The sequence below is a fragment of the Psychrobacter sp. S4(2024) genome (genome assembly GCF_036861305.1).
Lineage (GTDB): Bacteria > Pseudomonadota > Gammaproteobacteria > Pseudomonadales > Moraxellaceae > Psychrobacter > Psychrobacter cryohalolentis.
Window position 1 is genome coordinate 567,211 of sequence record NZ_JAZAQR010000001.1, and the last position, 22,077, is coordinate 589,287.

Here is a 22,077-nt window from a genome sequence, read left to right on the forward strand (position 1 = left end):
ACACGTTTATTATTTATCGACGCTAAAAAGGCTATTGTTTAGCCGCTTCAACTTTGATATTTAAAGTCAGATTCTTAGTCATACCGAACAAGACATATTTTTTGATATTCCACTGAGTACGGTCAATAGTGGCGGTAAAATTGCCTCCGCAGATATTCTTCTTAGCTAGAGCGGTCAGATAGCAACTAAATTTGGTCGTCAATAAGCTAATAGGATGGGTCTGACCGTTTAAGGTTAGCTTGCCATCCACTTATGTGACCTTTGGATTTTCTGTGTCAGAGGTAAAATGCCATTTGGTAGATTCAAAATGAGCCAATGGAAACTGTTCCATATTAAAAAAATCAGAGCCCATCAGTTTGAGAGTGAAGCTTTTATTGCCTGTGTTTAAGGATTTTATGGGGATAATAAGAGAGATGTCGCCAGTTTTTGCGCTCGGATCATACTGGAGTATTCCCGTCACATTATAGAAGCCGCCAGTGGCGGCAGAGGTTTTGAGGTGGTCAATAGCGAAGCGTACGTTAGAGGTGTCAGGCTCAATTTTATAGGTGGCGGCAAAGCTACTAACCGTACAACCTACCAGCAATAATAGTGTCCCTAATGGCTTGTAGTAATGCAATAATACTTTGTCAAATACAAGCTGGCTCATGACAACATTCCTTTGTTGTGTGATCTTACTTATGACACGATTTCTAAGCGTTTACTAGCATTGTTTTATTTGGAGGAGTTTTTAAGATTAGTGCTGTGTCTGTTATTGAACTGCCTTACTATATTGATCGAAAACTATCAGAATATGATAACCAAACGGTTAAATGAATTGTAGCAGAGGGTTGGACTCATAATTCCCAACCATAATCACTAAGAATATCTTTCAATAAATCAACTTATACCAACCAGTTATACCACAACCGGCTTGCTGCTTTTTTTAGTCAATACGTAGTGAGCAATCATACCGATGCAAATACCCCAAAACACCGAACTTAATCCCAAAAACTGCATACCGGATGCCGTGGCTAAAAAAGTAATCAGTGCCGACTCTCTTTGACCATCATCTTTCATGGCAATAGTAATATTGGCTGAGATAGCACCTATTAGCGCCAGACCAGCTAGAGCGGCGATCAGCTCTTTAGGTAATAAGCTAAATACCAGCACAATACTACTAGCAAACAATCCCCCCAATAAGTAAAAAATACCATTAGCGACACCGGCGATATAACGCTTTTCTTTGAGCTCATGCGCATCTTTTCCCGTACATAGTGCAGCGGTGATTGCTGCTAATGTAATGGTGATACCTCCTACGCAAGCAACCGCTAATGAAGCAATGCTAGTGGCCATGACAATAGGTTTCGCCGGCGTGTCATAGCCACTTAAATTCAAGATAGCCATGCCGGGTAAAAACTGTCCGCTTAAGCTCACGAGAATAAGAGGAATTGCAAGGTTAAACGTTGCGTGCCAGGACCATTCTGGCCAAATGAGGGTGGGTATGGTCATCGTGAAATTGATATCAACAGGATTCATCTTGCCAAATACCAAACTTAAGATGACGCCACATAATAATACCCAAATCATTGTATAGCGCGGTGACAAGCGCTTGGCCAATAAATAACAGCCCAACATACTAAAAATAATAAATGGCATGGTGTCAGTGGCGACGAATAACCCTAAGCCAAATTGAAATAGGATACCTGCCATCATACCGGCGGCGATACTGTTAGGAATCCACTGTAAAACCTTATCAAAACAGCCAGTCGCGCCGACCATAAAAATGACAATGGCTGAGATAATGTAAGCCGCAACGGCCTCATTAATACTCATCTGTGGAAACAATGTCACGAGCAGCACGGTTCCTGGAGCAGACCAAGCAGTCACTATCGGCGCTTTATATTTGATAGAAAGATAAATACCAGGTATCGCAGTGCCTATCGATATACCCCAAATCCAAGACGCCATCATGGCCTCTGACACTTGTGCTGCTTGTGCCGCTTGAAAGAAAATAACCAGTGGCCCTGCATAAGCAATGAGTACCGCTAAAAAGCCAGCAACAGACGCTGAAAGTGACCAGTCTTGTTTTAAACCTTGTATTATAGTTACCATCTTACGTTCCTAAAAACTCTATAATTTTATCAATTGATCATCTTTAGGATAAATATGACCTCTTATACGAGTCATTACTGGTCGATAAAACTTTATCTATAGAAACTAAGAAACTCTTAATTTTAAAAAATTAAGAGTTTCTTACTACATATCATATCGACAAGAAAATAGATGTCCCTTATATTTTTACGACATACCTGCCCACTGACTTTCCCTCTAGCATCAATGCGTAGGTGTCTTTGATATCTTCTAGGCCAATCTCGTTAGTGATACTATCTAGAGTAGCTATTTTAAACTCACCAGCCAGTTTGTCCCATGCTGCTTGCTTCTTCTCAAGCTTACATTCAACCGAGTCGATACCTATTAGTCTGACGCCCCTTAAAATAAATGGGAATACATTGGTATTGAGTTCATGTGACGATGTTAACCCACAGCAAGTAGCAACCCCATCATATTTTATATATTTTAGGGCATTGGCCAAAATATCACCGCCTACCGTATCGACAACCCCTGCATATCTTTCAGCCATAATGGGTTTTTTAGCATCCTCATTAAAAGTATCTCTAAGGATGACTTCTGACGCGCCAATTTGTTTAAGATAATCAATTTGTTCCTCTTTTCCTGATACGGCAACGACAGTAAAGCCAATTTTATTCAGGATAGAAACCGCTAAAGAACCCACGCCACCAGTAGCACCAGTGACTAAAACCTCACCATCTTCTGGCTTGACACCGTTATCTAATAATTCATTAACACTCAAAGCTGCGGTTAATCCTGCAGTACCGAAAGTCATCATTTCTTTATCAGTTATTGTGTCAGGAATACGAGCGACCCATGACGCTGGCACTTTGACAAATTCTGCATGACCGCCATCAGTATTCATCCCTAAGTCATAGCCAGTCACCAATACTTTTTCTCCGACTGTAAAGGCATCAGATGTCGTTTCGTGTACCACTCCGGCCACATCGATACCGGTAATATGCGGGAACTTTCTAGTCACACCCGGATTGCCTACGGAGCTTAAAGCATCCTTATAATTTAATGATGAATAAGTTGTCTTTATGACCACTTCATCTTTATCACATTCTGGTATAGGAACTTCTTGTATTGCGCAAGAAAACGCTCTGTCCGCTACTTTCTCTACTACAAAGGCTTTCATATTTATTCCTTATATATTCTTAGGCCTACAAACCTCAATCTTTGCAACGAGAGGATTGTTCGCCTTTAATCACTTAAATTAGAAGTTAGCATGTCACCAATATATTTTTTATGCTGTATTAGTTTTCATATATCGATAGATAAATTATCGTTATGTAAAATAACATAATTGATTTATCATAACAAGATGTAAACGCTCAAGCCTTCTCGTTATAATGGACGTAGCTATGCGGCGTTGTGTCGCTAAGGATATGAATCAAACCATGAATAATGCTAAAAAAAAAGGCTCAAGCGTTGAGCGTGTTTTGCAGATAGTTGAAATGTTAGCCAAGTCTCAAAGACCTATGAGCGTCAGCGACTTAGCAGAAGCGTTAGACATACCGATACCAAGTATGTATCGGCTGCTAGAACAATTACAGAATCTCGGATTCGTCCAATTAGATCTGCCTGGAAAAGTAACATGCGGAAAACGGACTTATCAGCTAGCCATAGATTTATGGCAAAACAATCACTTTAAAACTGAAAGGCTGGCAATCTTGCAACAGCTTTCGGCACAAATAGGCGAAACGGTAGGCATTGCGATTATGCAAGATTTAGATGTGGTTTACGTCGATCGCGCATTGTCTGATTGGCCACTGCAAATATACTTACCTGCGGGTTCTCATATTCCAGTTTGGGCAAGTGCCAGTGGTAAGTTACTTCTAGCACAACTACCTACAGATAAGTGCGAACGTATTATTGATAAAATGTCGATACATGCCTTGACCACCAATACACAGACCGATAAAAATCAGCTACTGCAGACCATCGCTAAAACGCGTGATACTCAAATAGGGATAGATAACGAAGAGTTTATTCCAGGCATGGTCGCCTGTGCGGTACTCATTCCAAATGGTGAGCAACAAGCATTTGCCACCGTATTTACTCATGGTCCCACTGTCAAAAAGTCTTTGGAAGAATTATTAAGCCATGTACCTCTTTTACAGGAAGCTGCAAATGAGCTGTCTGTTGTTTTTAATCAAAACTCTCTATAGTCATTTGTCCAATTAGGTCACTAGCAAAACACCATAGCCGTTTTTTTCTTCTTGATTAACAGGGTATAGATCATAAGTAACATAGTTCAAGCAGAGCCCAAGTTACTTAATAATTGACAATACGGTTGTTTTTTGCCAAGATATTTATGAACAATGATTTGGAGGCGATCATTAAATAGCCGTGATTTTAAATCAACTACTATTCACACCTTTCCGGTTTGTGTGTTAGTAGCTCCTACATCCGGGTTTAAGCGATTAAGATTTTTCTTAATCTTTTCTAAACCTGATGACTAATAGGAGTCACTATGCAGGTTAAATCTCAAAGAACTTGGATCAAAAACCCCCTCGACTGTTTAGACCCCGCTTATGCTGGCGGTATCGTTATTCAAAATGATCTTATTGTCGAATTAATAAGGGCTGGTGAACAACCCTTACAAGCGGTTGATGAGGTAGTGGATGCTCATGAACACGTTCTTATACCCGGCTTAATCAATAGCCACCATCACTTTTATCAGACATTGACCCGTGCTTTTCCTGCTGCCTTAAACAAAAATCTCTTCCCTTGGTTACAAAGTCTTTATCCCGTTTGGGCCAGACTAACCCCTGAAATGATAGCAACATCTACCCAAATAGCGCTTTGCGAATTACTACTCTCTGGTTGTACTACAGCCAGTGATCATCATTATTTATTTCCTAATGGTTTAGAGCATGCTATTGATATTCAAGTAGAGCAAGCGACCGAACTGGGTATCCGCGTTCACCTTACCCGTGGCTCAATGAGCTTAGGTGAAGATCAGGGCGGCTTACCTCCTCGAACCACCATTCAAACAGATCGCGAAATCTTAGATGATAGCCAGCGATTGATTAAAGCCTATCACCAATATGAAGATGGCGCGATGACCCGCATAGCACTAGCCCCATGCTCCCCATTTTCTGTTAGTGAAGAACTGATGCGAGCAACGGCTGATTTAGCCCAAGAGCTTGATGTCAGATTACATACCCATTTGGCCGAAACCCATGATGAAACAAACTTTTGTATAAAAATGTTTGGCGTGCGTCCCGTTGATTACCTTGAGCGCGTTGGTTGGTTAAATAATCGTACATGGCTTGCGCACGGTATTCACTTTAATGATGAAGAAATAGCACGATTGGGTAAAGCGAATGTGGGTATTGCCCACTGCCCTTCATCAAATATGTTATTAGCATCAGGACAATGCCCTACCATTGCCCTACAAGAGGCGGGTTGCCCTGTCGGTCTTGGTGTTGATGGCTCAGCCTCAAATGACGGCTCGAATATGATTGGCGAAGTCCGTCAAGCATTATTGTTACAGCGCTTGCGCTATGGTGCTGAAGAAACAACCCATCAAAAAGCGTTTGAATGGGCAACTATAGGCTCAGCAGGATGTTTAGGTCGTAATGATATTGGCGAAATAGCGGTCGGTAAACAAGCCGATATCGCGCTATTTAAACTTGATGAAATACGCTTTGCAGGCGCAGGTTCTCCTGTTGCAGCAATACTACTTTGTGGTGCAACCAAAGCAGATAAGGTAATGGTTGCCGGTAAATGGCGTGTATTAGAGGGTCAAATAGTCGGTGTCGATATGAATCAATTGATGGCGAAACAAATTACGCTAGCAGCGAATTTAGCCCGTGCTTAAAAATATGTGAATGTAAACTATATTGATGGAAATAATAGTGGCTCCCTAATTATGATTCAAACATTCTGGTATGCGGTATAGATAGTAATATTAGATTCACTAAAATACAGAGAACCTGATATTACTATAGTCAATCCACTATAAATCAAACACGGTGCTACCGGGATAAGTTTTGCGCCGCCTCTGTCTGCTCAAGCACAGTAAGCAAGGAAAATTTATCCCGGTAGCACGTTATAATATTTGTACTTATTTTATTTAGGACTGACTATAGAAGTATTTCAAGCCCTTGACTTAAGACAATCAAATTTTAGTGCTTTTCTAGTAAAGTCATCTTTTATTGGCGTAATAATTTTAGATAACGTACAAGATATTTTTTGACGCCAAACCATAGAATATTATCTATAACAAACACGTTCACAATTTTATATAGAAGATTCTTTAAGAATACTTTATATTTTATTAAAAATCACACATGGAAAAGTGGCTAGCGATAGCCACTTTTTTTATGCTGCGTCTATAATAGACAACCTTAGCTTTACGCAACCAGACAGGATGTGTCATGAGACATTTTTATTTAGACTTCATCTTCACAGCTATCGCATTGATGGTAGCTGCATGGTGGGGATATTCACATGGCGGTATGGGCGGTTTGATAACCACCCTTTCTATTACTGCTATTTTGGCCGTCATGGAGATTTCATTATCCTTTGATAATGCGGTGGTCAACGCCTCAGTCCTTAAAGGCTGGGACGAGTTTTGGAAAAAGATATTTTTAACCGTTGGTATTTTAATTGCTGTATTCGGTATGCGCTTAGTATTCCCAATTGTCATCGTTGCGGTTACCGCAGACCTTGGCATGATGCAAGTGATAGATTTGGCATTGAACGACCCTAAAGAATACTCAGCAAGACTGATGGCGCATCATGCTGAAATCTCAGCCTTTGGTGGTATCTTCCTGTTACTTGTCTTCTTAAACTTTATCTTTGATGATAAAGAAGTGCATTGGTTTAACTGGCTTGAGAGCCGCTTAGCAAAGCTTGGCAAAGTCGATGCCATGAGCGTCTTCGTTGCGCTTATTGTCCTGATGTTTGCTGTATCTTGGGCAAGTGCGGAACAAGCTTCTGCCGTATTGATTGCAGGTGTATGGGGTATCTTGGTCTATCTTGGCGTCCAAGTTATCTCTGGTATGCTCGAGGGTGACCTTGAGGAAGACTTAGAAAATGAAGAGAAGGGTTCAGGCGCCGCAGCGACCAGCGCGATTATGAAGGGCGGTATTATCGGTTTCTTATACTTAGAAGTTCTTGATGCTTCATTCAGTTTCGATGGTGTGATTGGCGCATTTGCAATCACCAATGACGTTATTGTAATTATGCTTGGTCTGGCGATTGGTGCGATGTTTGTGCGTTCGATGACTATTTTCTTGGTAGACAAAGGCACACTTGATGAGTTCATCTATCTAGAACATGGTGCGCATTATGCCATTGGTGCTTTGGCAATTATTATGCTGCTATCAGTGAAATTCCATGTACCAGAGATTATTACGGGTTTGATTGGCATTGCCTTTATCGGTTGGGCATTGCTTGCTTCACTTAAGCATCGCAAGCAACAAGCAAAGGCGATTACTTAGTGTTGATTTTAGCTTACGTTTAAACGCTACGTTCAAATTAAGAAAAAGCGCTTTGGTAGAAAATCGTAGTCATGACAGGTTATATCAAGCGATTGGTATGACCTGTCTTCTGTCACGGATCACTTTCTATTGCCTAAAATAAGCATCTTACTTTATAACGCATATTCCCAAAAACAAGAGATATACATGCTAAAGAAAGCTGAACAAACATTAGAGAAAACCATATTTAATAGTCGTTGGCTACTAGCCCCATTTTATTTGGGGCTAGTGATCGGTATTGTTTTACTATTTATCAAGTTTTTCCAAGAACTATGGCACATGATTACCCATGTTTTTACTGCTTCTGAAGCCGATGTCATCGTCGGCACGTTGGCTCTTATTGACATGTCACTGGTCGCAAGCTTATTACTCATCATCATATTTAGTGGCTATGAGATCTTTGTCTCAAAAATTGATACAGGTGATCATGAAGATCGTCCTGAATGGATGGGAAAAATTGATTTCTCTGGTCTGAAACTTAAAGTAATCGGTGCCATCGTTGCCATTTCTGCCATTGATCTTCTCAAATCATTTATGGATATACCCAAAGAGATGAGCGATGCTGATGCTGATGTATTGATGTGGAAAGTCATTATCCATATGACGTTTGTATTATCTGGCTTGTTGTTTGCTTTGATGGATAAGATTGTCGGTGATACCAAAAAGCACTAAAAAATCTTTCAGTACAAAGTGTAGTGACTAATATATGGCACAGTTTTCAGAAAATCCACCCGTACAAGCAATGAGTCTTGTTGTAACGGGTATGCCTGTCGGTAGCCCCAGTATGGAGTACCAAGATAAGTTTGAACCGTATCAGATTATGCAGCGTAATAAGGATAGCATCACCTAAGCCTACGCAGATATCGACTCGGTTCAGCAGAAATTATAGTCGGGTAAATATTTTTCCTATTGTCTGAATCTAATCGCTATAAACCAAGAGTATCCATTCAATTAATTGGTGAATTGAATGGATACTGATCAGAGGTCTTACTCTTTATATATATAGACTTCATAGCTGTGAATGCCATAATATTTAACTGGTAATTTTACGAACCAATAAAGTAAGTTTATTTTTATCATTGTTAATTGTAGCTTCCTTATCATAGGCGACGGTCGTTTCATGTTCCGCAACATCATCACCAACTTTAAGAGCCGTAACGACTTTAGCAGTATGTTCATTATAGGGCTTTACTGTCAGGTTATACTGCAACGCAGTGTCAACAGCGATCGATGCCATCTCTTCAGCATTTACAAGCATCACAGGTGAAGCAATTAACTCACCATCTTTAAATACAGAGGTAGAAACTTTATAAGCATCAGCAGCAAAGCATGATCCTGACGCCAACACGGTAGCTACTAACAAACCTAATTTTGCTTGCATCTTAATTTCCTTATCTATAATCAATGTAACTATTCGACAATATTTATAGCCAACTAAAAATCTGATATTTCATGCATTCTATAACGGAAGCGCTATACGTTGAAAGTGACACATTACTTATGTAGCGCAGTCGCTGTCTCTTTTAGCCAAGCAACTGCTTCACTTAGTTAGTTTCTATAGGTTTAACATATATCTGCAGGTATTCACGAAAAAAAACAGTCAGCCTTCAAGTTTGTGAAGTTCGGCAAACTTGAATTAAGACGGCGTATCATTTGGCAGTAGCTCCGCTATTCGTTTTTGCCATTCATCTTTAGAAAGAAGCGTATTATTATTTGATTTCATTTCTTCTAATACCCTATAACGAGTAGTAAGCTGATTAATGACGTTGGTAAGAGCCGCTTGTTCGCTTTTCGCTTGAGCAAGCTTTTCGGAAACGGCAAGCATTCGTTTATCGATACTGAAATTGCCATCGTAATAATCATTAAGACCATCCTTAATTTCATTGAGACTAAAACCGACAGCTTTTATGTTTTTAATTATTTCGATACGCTCAATACATTCTGGATGAAACTCTGTATATAATCGTGACCCTGCCTGACGTTTACGAGATCTCAGCAATCCCAATTCATCGTAATGGCGAATAGTATCTTTAGTCGTATTGGCTTGTTTTGCCAATGCCCCTATCAATAAAAAGGCTAGATCAGATTTCATGTAATAATCTCGAAAAGGTACGTTTGTCTTATTTCAGACAAGTATACCTCAATGAAACCAGTGTAAACCGACTTCTTCTATCCAGAGTCATTTGCCATAACATTTATTATGGCAAGAAGTGCGGTTCACGAGCCATGTCATGGTATTCCTTTATGTAATTTCATAACCATTTTCAATTAATACTTTATAGATTTCTAGAACCTCATCTAGAATCTTTGTAGCCATAGTGTCATCTTTCATCATTTGCCACGGCTTACTAGAGTTTCTCCAATCGAAAGGCTCAAACTTGTCCTTAGCTGGCCACCAGTTAGAACTTTCAAACTGCTTATTTTTAATATTCTCGTTTAGTAATCTATTTATTTTACTTTTATGTTCACTTGCAAATTCAGAATGTCTGAATTTTCCTAAAAATCTTACACCTAAGCTTGGTTTATTATAATAATCTTGAAATTCAAAACAAATAATTCCAATTTTTTCTATACTTCCGAAGCTAAATTTTTCATACTTATTATCTACTTTCATATTTCTTAGAATAATTTTTTGAGGATAGCATTTAGGTATAAATCTAATTTAAGCTTTCCGACAAACTCTTTTTTCATTTTTTCAACATTATTATGGAAAGCCAGGCTAGCCTCTATAGTATTCTTATTTCGGCTCATAATTTCTAAAGCTGTTTTACACTCATTCATATCTCCAACCTCCGTAAACTGTTTTTTCTTGATACTCGTCTGTGAGGTAATATTGATTTTCTTAGAGACCGCGTCCTTGCGCACATGGTTACCCATTCTTTTTGGGCTGATAATGCTAAAGCTGTCCAAGTTATTTTGCCATATAGCGTCGTATACATTACAGACTGCTCTATTGAGCAAAACGGTGTCTTGGCGCGGATAATAGCAACCAAACTTATGCAGTTGTAGTTGGTCAGATACCTGTTGCACGATGTGTAATTGACCTTGCAAAACGATGATTTTATGAATAGCTTGGTATTGATAGCAAAAGACCACCTTGATAAGTGATCTTTTGCTGCTTATTCTTTTTTTCAGATATTCTTTTTTTCAGATATAGTGCATTCAGTTTTCATGAAACCCCATTTAAAAAATCATATGCGCACATAGTGCAATAATCGGTAATGAAATAATGGTTCTTAATAGAAAGATGATTAACAACTGAAAAAAGCTCACTGGAATTTTTGTGCCTAAAATTAATCCGCCTACTTCAGACATATAGATCAATTGAGAAACTGACAAGCAAGCGATGACAAACCGAGTTAACTCTGATTCTATTGAAGAACCGATAATCGCAGGCAAGAACATATCTGCAAAACCTACCATGATCGTTTTTGACATTTCTACCGCAAAAGGTATATTCAATAGCTCTAAGAATGGGATAAACGGCATGCCTAAATAATCAAATACAGGGGTTTCTTCTGCAACGATTAAACCCATTGTCCCAATTGCCATAACGACAGGCAATATCCCGATCCACATATCTAAAATATTTTTTAACCCATCATTTAAGAAAGTAGAAAAGCTCGGACTCTTTTCTGCTCTGTGAACGGCTTTATGCAAGCTGTGGGTAAATAACGTTTTTCCTTCAGGGATGGTTTCATGATCTCTATCACTATTTTCTACTACATACGTATCGTCAATTTTAGATAAGGGAAATAACCTTGGTACGATTAAGGCACAAACAATCCCGCATAAAGCAACCACGCCAATCATATTGAGAAAGTAAGTTTCTAGCTTGACCTGAGAGATGACAACCAAACAGAATGTAATCGAAACTGCTGAAAAGCTGGTAGCAATAACGGCTGCTTCTTTTTTGGTATAAAATCCGCCTTCCAATTGTTTATCGGTCAATAATACACCAATCGTTCCATCACCCAACCATGATGTTAGACAATCGACAGATGACCTACCGGGCAAACCGAATAGAGGTCTCATTACTTTACTTAATAAAACACCAAAAAACTCTAATAAGCCAAAATCAAGTAGTAATGGTAGCAATAGGCCAGCTAAGAAAAATACGATGAAAAGTATTGGCATTAATTCATATAATATTAAGCCGCCAATATTCTCTGAATATATTGCCTCAAACCCAAATTTAAAATAGGTAACGACAACAAAAAACGCACCAAGCATTCTAATAATAAGCCAAGGGGTTGTGACGTTCAGTAAGTTGTTTAAAAATGCATTATTCAAAATCAATGAAGGCTTCATGATTTTAGTATATAGCGTACAACACAGTGTAATCATAATAGAGATTACAACAAACAATGGCAAAAGGTCACCCATATACCCTTGTATATAATCCTTTAACACAGAGATAGGAATGGTAAACCCTTCTGCATATGATACAAATTTACCATCTACATAGGGAATTGGAAATACAAAGAGCATCAAACCTATTATAGAGGGTATAAAGAATTTCAAAAATTGTCTGATACTGATACTGCTGACAGCTTGACTTGAAGCATTGGCTTTAATAATGTCCATATTATTTTTACTCGCAGTCCATTTTTTAACTAGCATAAATAGATTTTTTTATGCTAGATTCTTTAACTCATTTTAAATAATTTATACTAATAATTATTTAAAAGAGACTGTGTCACTTTTTCTAAAATTTTAAATATTCTGGTTGAGTCATCTTTTGAATTATTATACAAAGGATTGATTTCTGCCATTTCCCAACAGCATACTTTCTTATTCTTGATTAACTCTATGTTAAGTTGCATGGCTTGTTCATATGACAAACCATTCATTGCAGGCGTACCGGTTCCTGGCACATACAAAGGGTCAACGCTATCAACATCAAATGAGACATAGATATGATCACAATATTCCAATTTTTTGAAGATTTCCTCTACTGTGGAACTGATGCCTTTTTGAGTAATCTCAGCAACGCTATATAAAGGGATTTTATGTCTTCTAATTAAATCCATTTCTTCTTCTTGATAATCCCTAACGGCACAAAAGACCACATTTTCTGGCTTGATTGAGGGTTCATCAGATGCCATAAATTTCAATTTTTCCCAATACTCTTTTTCTTTTTCAGAAAGCTCATTGCGCTGGCATTCTAGATTGTCAATGGCACAAGCCATCGCCAAAGGCATGCCATGCATGTTTCCTGATCCACTGGTATATGGTGAATGAAAATCAGCGTGTGCGTCTATATAAACCACACCAATTTCAGCATCAGGATGCGCCATTTTTAGGCCATGCATCGTTCCTGCACAGCTAGAATGATCTCCAGCTAAGACAATTGGGAATTTATTCTCATTTCTTATATCTTTTATTTTGTGTGCTAACTTAGAGATAATCGGTTCAATCACATCAGCATATTTTGCATGCGCAAATTGTGATTCCCCTTCACTGTTGCTATTATCCTCAATACTGTCAAATTGCAATTTTTCAAAATAATCTGCATTAAGTTCTTTTGATGATGCTTTTAATGCATCAATACCTAAAGAGGCGCCTTTTTTATATCCTGCGATATCTGAATAAACTTCTACTATTCTTATATTTTTCATCATATCAGTCATGATTTTGTCTCTATTAAATAAAATAATTTTTACATCATTTAAATTAAATTCATTTTTATATACTAAAGCTCTTGAAAATTAGCAGATAGATTTAAAACAATAAACATATCCATAACTATCCAAGAGCTTTGCTAAATATAGATAAAGTTTAAAAAAATGATGCAGATTTTAAACGCTACACAAAATGAGAAGTGCTTATCATTTTTTTGTATTAATTACTGTTGCATCAATAACCATTGTATTAATCACTTACTACATAGCCGCAGCCATCGATTCAGCTTCATTCGTCACTAGGCTATGATTTTTGCTATGGCCTTTCACTACCGAATATAAGTTTTTAGGGTCAGCTTGCTGAGGTATCAGATCTAAAACCTCATACCCTCCCTGCTCTCTGATCAAGTCACGCAAAAATACCAAAGCTGTAAAGTCTTCTGATGCAAACCCAACGCCATCGAACACGACTAGATCATCATCTGAAGTTCGAGCTTGCACTTCACCTTTGAGAATGCGATGAAATTCAGTAACAGGGAAATCGCTTGATAAATTTTGGATCTCTCCCTCAATGCGTGTTTGAGGCTCAAACTCTACAATCACATGATCTGCGCGCATTAATATGTTGCTATCCAGCTCTGTCTTACCAGGACAATCACCGCCTATCGCATTGATATAAACACCTTTGGTGATTATATCGTCTCGTAAAATAGTGGCATTGGTTTTATCAGCCGTACAGGTAGTAATAATCTCTGCACCTAAAACAGCTTCTTCTAACGTGCGACAAACAATGACTTTCAAACCTGAGTCTGAAAGGTTGTCAGCCGTTTTCTGCGAGGCCGCTGGATCAATATCATACAAACGAACTTCTGAGATACCCATGATGGCTTTCATACCCAATGCTTGAAATTCAGACTGAGCGCCGTTTCCTATTAACGCAAGTTTTTTGACGCCCTTTGGCGCGCAATGTTTGGCCAGCATGGCTGATGTGGCAGCCGTACGTAATGCCGTCAGGATACACATCTCTGTCAGCAAAATAGGATAGCCAGTTTCGACGTCAGACAAGATACCCATCGCCGCCACGGTCTGCAAGTTTCGTTTGGTATTGATTGGATGACCATTGACATACTTGCAGGCAAACATTTCTCCATCGCTGACTGGCATCAACTCGATGACCCCGTCTTTTGAATGCGAAGCAAAGCGAGAAGATTTTTCAAATTGATCCCAACGAAGATAATCTTGCTCTAAAGCATCCACTAGATCTGTAATACATTGCTCAACACCATACTCATGAATCATTTTAGCCATCGCTTGTACACTAACGAATGGCACGCCTTCCTTGGGTGATACGATAAATTTAGACATTGATGCTGTTCCTTTTCATGAATATTGTTTATTGAACCGACAATTAATATCCTACCAACTATAATTGTCAGTTAAAATGTCAATAACTTATTAAATATGGACGTATTTTTGACATATTGTTAAGTACTACTTAGCATAATGTCAAAATTCAATGGAGGAAGCATTTTTATGGCGTATTACACTTATGATTCTTTAGATAGCGAACTGATATCTGAACTTCGACAAGATGGTCGAGCAACCATCTCAAACCTTGCTAAAAAACTCAAAGTCTCTCGTGCCACTGTCCAAAACAGATTGGATAGACTGATGCATAACGGCGCTATTTTAGGATTTACGATTCGAGTGCATGAGGCATTAGATAAAGAAACCGTCAAAGCGATGATGATGATTGAGGTAACAGGAAAGTCTACGTCACAAGTGATTAGGAAACTGCGAGGTATCCCACAACTGATTAAGCTACATACGACCAATGGTGCGTGGGATTTAGTAGCAGAAATACACACCACAAGCTTGAGAGAATTTGATGAAGTGCTACGTCAAGTCAGAGAGATTGATGGCATTCTGAATAGCGAAACCAGTGTTCTGCTTTCGAGTTTGTAATATAACTATACCCAGAAAAATATGTTCAGCACAGCCAAAGGTTCAACTCCCTAGTGAGGACTTGAATCTTAGGCTGTGGGCTAAGGGTATCAATGGTTTGATGTAGTGGCATAATAAAACTGGACAGCTTCTAAGAGGTTAGATAAATCCAGAGAAGGAAAATAGCATAACCAATAAACGCGACCAATATATCCAAGAATTCAAACTTGAAGCTATCAGCTTAGTGGTTGATCACCAACGTAAAATACTCGATGTAGCAAACTCACTTGGTATTGGTAGATCAACTGTAGTGGTCAAATAATTTAGAACATCTGACCACTACAGTACAGTCTCATATTGCATATCTTAATATATATTGTTTTGTTCTAAACGAGTTAGAAATGCTGCAAAACCTTCGGTTGCTCGAGCCTGTAGTCGGCTACTGGTAATTACACGGACACGATTGCTCCAAGTGATGGCATAGCTTTGAGCTTCAAATCTACTGACCAAGTCCACATCCTCATGACAAGGTATAGATGCAAAGCCGCCAACAGCCAGATAAGCCTCACTACTAAAACTTAAATTTGCTCCATGAATATGATGGTGTCCCATTCTATCTTGGTAATGAGCGATATAATCCTTTCGAGTTTGCGGTGTTAACCGTGCCCAACTGTCAACTTGCACTACGCCGCAAATCATATCTGTCGGCTGGTGGCTAATATGTTCAATCTGCTGTGCCAACCAATCCACAGTTACCACGGAGTCAGCGTCTGTACAGGCAATCCATGTGGCACCATTTGTGATCGCATGACGAATACCAATATCTCTCACCCTTCCCACACATTGATAGTCACAGCATAAGTAATCAATGCCAGCGGCTTTGACGATGGACTGCGTATTATCAGTGCAGTTATCCAACACCACTAGCGGATACGCTTTAATCGTTGAGGGCAATTGCTCGATAGCGGTCCGTACTGATGCCAAGCATTTAGCGATGGTCATTGCCTCATTATGAGCGGGAATCACAATGCCAATTTTCATAGCCTATTTACCTTTCTACTCAGTTTTTTAAAACTTACACTCTGTTATATCAAGTTTTCTTGCATAGCTACCGAGCTTGGAGAACGTTGCCAAATATCTAATAAGAAATCATCGTCTATCACTTGGCTTTGATGATTGAACGCAACGTGATGCTTCTCATTATTTGCAAAGTTAAAGGCATGGTGCAGGCGCTGATGTACAGTTTCACCTGTCATAGCAAAGCCATCAATAGCATAGCGCCAATGACAGCATAGCAATGTACCGCCTATAACGAGGTTTTGCTGAGTCCAAGCGATCACTGTATCAATATCATTGGGTGATAAATAATATAAAATCTCACTAATGACAATTAAATCAAAGGCTGGCTCTATAGTAGGCGTATCGTTTGATAAAGGATAAGCCTCTATAATTGCCTCCTTTAAATTTAATAATCTATTAGGAACCACACCTTGAATGACCTTAACATGAGACAATTCTGCCAAGCGCTCTTTGGCAAGTTGCACTGCCCGTTCATTACCATCGATACTCACTAATGCCCGACAACGTTGAGATAATAACTCACTAAGCACGCCGTTTCCGCAGCCTAGTTCAATGGCATTGTTATATTGAGATTGGGGTAGTATCGCTAGACAAATATCACGTTTTCGTTTTTCATACCAGCGAGTTTGATACTGCCATGGGTCTGTGTTGTCATTATATAATGCGTCAAAATACGATTCTGAATAAGCAGGTGATTGGCACTTAGTAGCAGAATTATCGTCTAAGACAGTTTTAGCATAATCTAAACTGTCGACTAAGTTATCGGCATTCATTAATGGCTTAGGTTCAGAGGTGTGATTCATATAAATAAACCTCCCAAGGTTGGCTGATTCTAGCGATCGTTTGCGCGGATAAAATAGGCGGATTGCCCGTGCTGTCATCAGCAGTGATTTGACTTTCAAAGCAGGCAATGGCCTCTATTTTACGCTGTAGCTGCTCAGTGGTTAAGTCAACTCTCATGGCACAGTGCCAAGGAATACGGCTATCCGCAGGTTTTGCCCAATGCCATGCCCAAATCAACACTTGATAACAGACTAAATGATGCTGCTTGGCAAATGAGACCACCACTTGTCCAGTTGCTTCATGGTCAGGATGCCCGTCGTGCATAAAAGGCGTTATTAAAATATCGTTAGGTTGAATAATGGTGGATAGTTTCTGGTGAAACTGATCTTGTTGGGCAAAGACATTGCCATCTGTTAAGTCTAAAGCAACAGTCGTGACCTGATGGGCCACACTCAATACTTCTAGCGCTTTGACACTTTCTTGTGGACGGATGATATTAAGCTTTTCTTGAGAATAAAATTGCGAGTTTGGATGACTTTGTGTGCCATTAGTCACGTGAATAAGAACGATAGGATTGCCATTCGCCGCCAGTTGTTGCAACAGACCGCCACAGCCTAGCACTTCATCATCAGGATGCGGGGCGAAGATACAGACACGCTGATGCGGGGCAAAGCTTTTTGCAATATCAAATCGAGGCATGTCTTGCAGTCCTGACCAGTTTTTCCAAGCATCTTGACTGGTGCCATCACCTTCAATAACACGGTCACCTACAATCGGATGGTTGCCTTTAGGAAAAGCAACATGGGTAGCAGCATTATCTTTGGTGGCAGGTTCTACAGCCTTATTAGATATTATAGTTGCCATATATTGTCCTGCCCATCAGTTAAGTCATTGGCTAAAATACCAGTTAATTCGCCGATTTTCTGTAAGTCAAAAGCGCCATGACTTTGGCGGATAAACACGGGCAAATCGGCTGACAATCTTGCAAAATGGGCATTGCGACAAAATGGTGCTGCTCCCAATGCCTGCCCGACAACCTCCATTACTTGGCGAGCGACTTTCTCAACTTGTAATCTTAGCTGGCGTATGGCAAGTTCATGACTCAGCTGTGGCTGGCTATCTATTAAATCAGCAACATAATGAAAATACTGCTGAGTGACTGCCAATGCCGTACTAATTTGACCCAAATACATGGCTTTATAATCGTTTGGTTTTTGCTCATAGGCGCTGATTAAATAGTCTGCTAGATAAGCGGTTGCCCCATACCAGCAAGCAGCAACGCCCGCCGCCCCATGCCAAAACCCCACACGTTCTAGATAAGCATTGGCTGTCCCAACTTGATTGGCTGTCACCTTACAAAACTGTAAAGTCGCTGTATCAGTGGCTTGCATCCCTATCGCCCGCCATTCCTCATTATCAATCTCAATGCCAGTTTGCTGCATATCTACAATAAGTAATTGCGATTGTCCGTTCTTATCACGATAGGTCATTAGCGCGCGATCAACAATGTTGGCTCCGGAACACCACTCTTTTGTACCGCTGATTTTACCCTGCTGATAATGAATAGGATCGGAGTGACCCTCTGCTGCCCAAACAGCCCACAACCCTTGATCCGCTTTAGCATAGCCCACCTCATATAAAATGCTTAGCGCATCCAAGTGCGACTCAAACCATTTTGCAATCGTTAAATCGATTCCTGCAACGTAGGCCAAGATCTGCCAACGGATCAATGTGCTTGATATTGCACCATTTACATTGGTAGCACCACTTGCCGGATGCGGGACTTTCTCGCTATAGGTGATTAAGGCTTTTAGAATGTCATGACGTAATGTATCAGTTAAGCCAAGCGTCCTAATGGTTTGATTATTAGTATGTATGATATTGTCTATACTGGCTTTAATCTCTGATAATAAAGGATTTTTTGCATCTAACGGTAGCATGAGGGTCTCCTAATCGTTCTTATGAGTCAGACATTTGGACTGTGACAGGTTTCAAAATATCTGTTTGTCGCCTTTTAACATCATACAGATCATCTAAAAAACTCTGCTGCCAAGCTTGCAAATTATCTTTTTGCAGTCCTTGCAGTAGCGATTGATAGCGCGACTGCCGCTCACCTAATGGCATTGTCAAAGCAATCCCTAAACCGTCTGTCATACTTTTTGGTTGATGTGGGTCGATAATGACTGCGGCTTGCATTTGCGCCGCTGCCCCAGCGTAACGTGAGAGCAATAGCACGCCAGGATTATCAGGATTTTGAGCAGCAATATACTCTTTGGCAACCAGATTCATACCATCTTTAAGCGAATTGACCCAGCCGATATCACTCTGCCAAAACATCGTCATCAATGTCTCGTGGCTTATTACGCTTTCGTCATAGTTGATAGCTTGCCAAGTATCTGTAGAAGCATCTTTTGTATATTTACTAGGCAAAAACTGCTGATTAATATCATTAACAGCAGTTTTAACATCATGATGAAGTTGTTGATAAGCAGGCACATCTAAGCGACTAGGACAGGCGATTTGTAATAATTTCAGTTGATTCTGATAGGACGGATTTTGCTGTAAAAAATTGCGATATGCTGAAAAACGTTTTAATAAACCTTTTGAGTAATCAATTCTATCTACTGCAATAATCTGCTGGGCGTTATACTTTATGCCTTTTTTGCTCTGATGAGCTTTGACGGATTGTACTGAGCACTGCGAAGACAAGGGACTGACCTGTTGTTGGATTCTCTCCACATTCACACCGATTGGATAAGCCTTAACCATTAAAGAATGCTGGGATTTTAAATCTAAATTGAGCAGTAACTGCACATCAGATGATTTATATAGAGTAGCAGCATGTTTGTCGTGTAAAACATTTATTGGTGAGAGCTCTAAAGAACAAACTTCTAAAATCTTATCTGTTAAATAATATCTGCAAACCGCAAGGCAGTTGGCTCTACCTTGATGAGTTTGTGTACCAAGTACGTCATAATGAGCAAGGTGCCTAATGAGCTCATCGCTTTTATCAAGCGATTGCCAAAATGGCAATGAGACAAATGGGATGTGTAAAAAAAATCCGATACGATTGTGAATACCCAACTGCCTACAATGATATGCCACACTTAAAAAGTGATAATCATGAACCCAAATCACATCATCAGGCTTAATAATCTTCTTTAATTGCTTAGCAAAAAGACGGTTTACCTCTTGATAGCCTGCGTAATCCTCTGGTGTTTCATGAATTAAATCAGGTCGCTCGTGCAATAATGGCCACAATACATTATTGGCAAACCCACAGTAAAACTGCTGATATTGCTCAGTCGTAAAAGCAGTGGTCATATAGGTAATAGAAGTCTTGCCCTGTGATATATCTATGCCTGATAAGACAGCTTGTTTGGTAATACTAAATTCATGAGAGAAATCTTCATCAAGTCTATTAACAATTTCACCATTCCAGCCCATCCAAATGACTGATTTTTCCATTAACACGTCTTGCAGTGCTATCGCCAGTCCGCCTGCCATTGGATTTTTATCAGGCATTTTAACCCGATTAGACAAGACGATTAAGCGGCTCATATCACGTGCCTCACTGTTTCTTTTGCTAGCATTGAATGCTCTTGGCAAAAGCTTAAAAAGCTATTCAGTAATATGGTGACCTCATGAGTATTACGTACATAGTAATTGGCATGCGTAGCCTCACTACCAACCTTAATCCCCATCCCTTTTAATGGCTGTGGTTGACTGGCTATTATTTGATTTTCACCTTGTACAGCCACAAACCCTACTTCATCCGTAATATCATCACCGATAAAAATAGGGAACATATTATTACTACTCTGCATTCTTTTTAATAAAGTCAGAATTGCGCTACCTTTATCCACTCCTTTTGGCACTACCTCCCAAACATATTTACCAGATTTCAATGTCCAGTTAGCATAAGTTTTTAAGGTTTCTATCATGATGGTATAAGCCGCATCAGCCAAAACAGGGTTCTTTCGGAAATGGAGGGCGACAGAATAGGGTTTATCTTCTACGGTGAGGTCATCAAAAGGAATGCAAGATTGGATAATAGACTTTCTTATTACAGCAAGTTCCATGATATCAACAGATACAACATGTGTCTCATTATGATCACTGATATCATCAAACGCTATTTCTAGTCCATGCGTTGCGGCAATCGGTAACACTAAAGGAGACAGCATTTGCCTTGCTTCAGCCAAACTGCGTCCTGTTACGACAGCAAGTTTTACACCATGGCTTTGTATTTTTTGTAGAAGAGTTAAGGTTGATGTTGGGATAACGCTGTCTTTTGGATTCAGTGTGAAATCCGCTAACGTACCATCTATATCTAGAAACAAATAATAATTTTGCTGAGGGCATAAATATTCAGCAAAGTTTTTTGGCAGAATATAGATAGGTCGCCTATTTCTGCTGGGATTTCTTCCTGAAGTCACGTTTATTCCCTTTTAGTATGAGACCATTTTTCGCTCTAACACCACCTAAGTTTGAAATAATTTAGCTGCTAAAAGTTACTGTCGTTTTTAATATAGATCTATAGGAAGGCCACTATTAAGCAACTAAACCTAATAAGAAGTGTGCCATAGCTCCAGTAAAAATCTAGTGACCAGAGTGTGCTATTTGACGTGAGTTCTGTAACTCATTGAACACGGTTGCCATTTATAGCAGGCCGCTATACATTGTATGTAATTCAATGGCGCTTAGCTTTTCGCGTAGTGCGCTCATTTGTAACTTGCAGCTCTTGTAATACGCTACTTTGTCTTTTTCTTTGTCCTCTAAGTTTTTTTGATAAGTAAAATCGTCCAATAGCATTAGACAATTTGTAATTAGCTTGAGATTATTTAATGATAGATCCTCATACTTACCTAAAGTATGCGACTTGATTTTTGAGCGTAATTCAAATAATCCCAAATTACTGTCTTGATAATATTTTTTAATCAGTTCGTCCCTTGATTCTACGCTACTCTTATCATTTTCTTTCATCGCAATCCTCAAACTATATACTCCTGTGCTTATAATTACCCATTTTTTATAAA

General features: G+C 39.4%; 22 protein-coding genes and 1 pseudogene. 6 read left to right on the forward strand and 17 right to left on the reverse strand.

Annotated features, from left to right (window positions below; all coding sequences use genetic code 11):
• Positions 1-31: 31 nt before the first annotated feature.
• The 3 genes and pseudogenes from VLA57_RS02430 to VLA57_RS02440 form a co-directional block, all read right to left on the reverse strand.
• Positions 32-646: pseudogene (locus VLA57_RS02430) on the reverse strand (YceI family protein).
• A gap of 248 nt (positions 647-894) precedes the next feature.
• Complete coding sequence (benE, locus tag VLA57_RS02435) at positions 895-2,091, reverse strand: benzoate/H(+) symporter BenE (RefSeq protein ID WP_333954238.1); 1,197 nt, start codon at positions 2,089-2,091, stop codon at positions 895-897.
• A gap of 178 nt (positions 2,092-2,269) precedes the next feature.
• A complete protein-coding gene (locus VLA57_RS02440) occupies positions 2,270-3,250 on the reverse strand; it encodes a YhdH/YhfP family quinone oxidoreductase (RefSeq protein WP_333954239.1) in 981 nt (326 codons plus the stop codon).
• A 262-nt stretch (positions 3,251-3,512) separates the two neighbouring features.
• Here VLA57_RS02440 and VLA57_RS02445 point away from each other — a divergent pair, with 262 nt between their 5' ends.
• The 5 genes from VLA57_RS02445 (at position 3,513) to VLA57_RS02465 (ending at position 8,457) form a co-directional block, all read left to right on the forward strand.
• Positions 3,513-4,283 carry an IclR family transcriptional regulator gene (locus tag VLA57_RS02445; protein WP_333954240.1) on the forward strand — a complete coding sequence of 257 codons (771 nt, stop codon included), beginning with the start codon at positions 3,513-3,515 and terminating at the stop codon, positions 4,281-4,283.
• Positions 4,284-4,588: 305 nt separating this feature from the next.
• Complete coding sequence (locus VLA57_RS02450; protein WP_133104384.1) at positions 4,589-5,941, forward strand: 8-oxoguanine deaminase; 1,353 nt, start codon at positions 4,589-4,591, stop codon at positions 5,939-5,941.
• A 559-nt stretch (positions 5,942-6,500) separates the two neighbouring features.
• On the forward strand, positions 6,501-7,568 hold the full coding sequence (locus VLA57_RS02455; RefSeq protein WP_011513117.1) for a DUF475 domain-containing protein: 1,068 nt from the start codon (positions 6,501-6,503) through the stop codon (positions 7,566-7,568).
• Positions 7,569-7,754: 186 nt separating this feature from the next.
• Positions 7,755-8,279: a TIGR00645 family protein gene (locus VLA57_RS02460; RefSeq protein ID WP_133105000.1), complete on the forward strand. Its 525-nt coding sequence runs from the start codon at positions 7,755-7,757 to the stop codon at positions 8,277-8,279.
• 34 nt (positions 8,280-8,313) lie between these two features.
• Entirely contained in the window at positions 8,314-8,457 is a 144-nt protein-coding gene (locus VLA57_RS02465; protein ID WP_201532248.1) for a hypothetical protein, read from the forward strand.
• 183 nt (positions 8,458-8,640) lie between these two features.
• Here the strand turns inward: VLA57_RS02465 and VLA57_RS02470 are convergent, their stop codons facing one another.
• The 7 genes from VLA57_RS02470 to VLA57_RS02500 form a co-directional block, all read right to left on the reverse strand.
• Positions 8,641-8,988, reverse strand: coding sequence for a hypothetical protein (locus tag VLA57_RS02470; RefSeq protein ID WP_333954241.1), 348 nt, complete (start codon positions 8,986-8,988; stop codon positions 8,641-8,643).
• A gap of 255 nt (positions 8,989-9,243) precedes the next feature.
• A complete protein-coding gene (locus VLA57_RS02475; protein ID WP_133105002.1) occupies positions 9,244-9,699 on the reverse strand; it encodes a MerR family transcriptional regulator in 456 nt (151 codons plus the stop codon).
• 150 nt (positions 9,700-9,849) lie between these two features.
• Entirely contained in the window at positions 9,850-10,221 is a 372-nt protein-coding gene (locus tag VLA57_RS02480) for a hypothetical protein (protein ID WP_333954242.1), read from the reverse strand.
• Between the two features lie 5 nt (positions 10,222-10,226).
• Positions 10,227-10,637 carry a hypothetical protein gene (locus VLA57_RS02485; protein WP_333954243.1) on the reverse strand — a complete coding sequence of 137 codons (411 nt, stop codon included), beginning with the start codon at positions 10,635-10,637 and terminating at the stop codon, positions 10,227-10,229.
• 153 nt (positions 10,638-10,790) lie between these two features.
• Positions 10,791-12,194, reverse strand: a complete 1,404-nt coding sequence (locus VLA57_RS02490; RefSeq protein ID WP_262880867.1) for a YjiH family protein — start codon at positions 12,192-12,194, stop codon at positions 10,791-10,793.
• An 86-nt stretch (positions 12,195-12,280) separates the two neighbouring features.
• On the reverse strand, positions 12,281-13,240 hold the full coding sequence (locus VLA57_RS02495; protein ID WP_133105004.1) for an arginase: 960 nt from the start codon (positions 13,238-13,240) through the stop codon (positions 12,281-12,283).
• Between the two features lie 252 nt (positions 13,241-13,492).
• Positions 13,493-14,596: an ornithine cyclodeaminase gene (locus VLA57_RS02500; protein WP_133105005.1), complete on the reverse strand. Its 1,104-nt coding sequence runs from the start codon at positions 14,594-14,596 to the stop codon at positions 13,493-13,495.
• Positions 14,597-14,764: 168 nt separating this feature from the next.
• On the opposite strand from VLA57_RS02500, the gene VLA57_RS02505 reads away from it, so the two are divergent.
• Positions 14,765-15,196: an Lrp/AsnC family transcriptional regulator gene (locus VLA57_RS02505; RefSeq protein WP_010199089.1), complete on the forward strand. Its 432-nt coding sequence runs from the start codon at positions 14,765-14,767 to the stop codon at positions 15,194-15,196.
• A gap of 345 nt (positions 15,197-15,541) precedes the next feature.
• On the opposite strand, the gene VLA57_RS02510 is transcribed toward VLA57_RS02505, so the two are convergent.
• From VLA57_RS02510 to VLA57_RS02540, 7 genes are all read right to left on the reverse strand, one after another.
• Positions 15,542-16,216, reverse strand: a complete 675-nt coding sequence (locus VLA57_RS02510; protein ID WP_133105006.1) for a glycosyltransferase — start codon at positions 16,214-16,216, stop codon at positions 15,542-15,544.
• A gap of 44 nt (positions 16,217-16,260) precedes the next feature.
• A complete protein-coding gene (locus tag VLA57_RS02515) occupies positions 16,261-17,058 on the reverse strand; it encodes a class I SAM-dependent DNA methyltransferase (protein ID WP_133105007.1) in 798 nt (265 codons plus the stop codon).
• Positions 17,042-17,902, reverse strand: coding sequence for a PIG-L deacetylase family protein (locus tag VLA57_RS02520; protein WP_333954247.1), 861 nt, complete (start codon positions 17,900-17,902; stop codon positions 17,042-17,044). Before VLA57_RS02520 ends, VLA57_RS02515 begins: the two co-directional genes overlap by 17 nt.
• Entirely contained in the window at positions 17,890-18,978 is a 1,089-nt protein-coding gene (locus VLA57_RS02525; protein WP_133105008.1) for an acyl-CoA dehydrogenase, read from the reverse strand. The genes VLA57_RS02520 and VLA57_RS02525 overlap by 13 nt, the downstream gene beginning before the upstream one ends.
• A 19-nt stretch (positions 18,979-18,997) precedes the next feature.
• Positions 18,998-20,599 carry a trehalose-6-phosphate synthase gene (locus tag VLA57_RS02530; protein ID WP_133105009.1) on the reverse strand — a complete coding sequence of 534 codons (1,602 nt, stop codon included), beginning with the start codon at positions 20,597-20,599 and terminating at the stop codon, positions 18,998-19,000.
• On the reverse strand, positions 20,596-21,477 hold the full coding sequence (gene otsB, locus VLA57_RS02535) for a trehalose-phosphatase (RefSeq protein ID WP_133105010.1): 882 nt from the start codon (positions 21,475-21,477) through the stop codon (positions 20,596-20,598). Before otsB ends, VLA57_RS02530 begins: the two co-directional genes overlap by 4 nt.
• A gap of 223 nt (positions 21,478-21,700) precedes the next feature.
• Entirely contained in the window at positions 21,701-22,024 is a 324-nt protein-coding gene (locus VLA57_RS02540) for a hypothetical protein (protein ID WP_041753183.1), read from the reverse strand.
• Between the last annotated feature and the right edge of the window lie 53 nt (positions 22,025-22,077).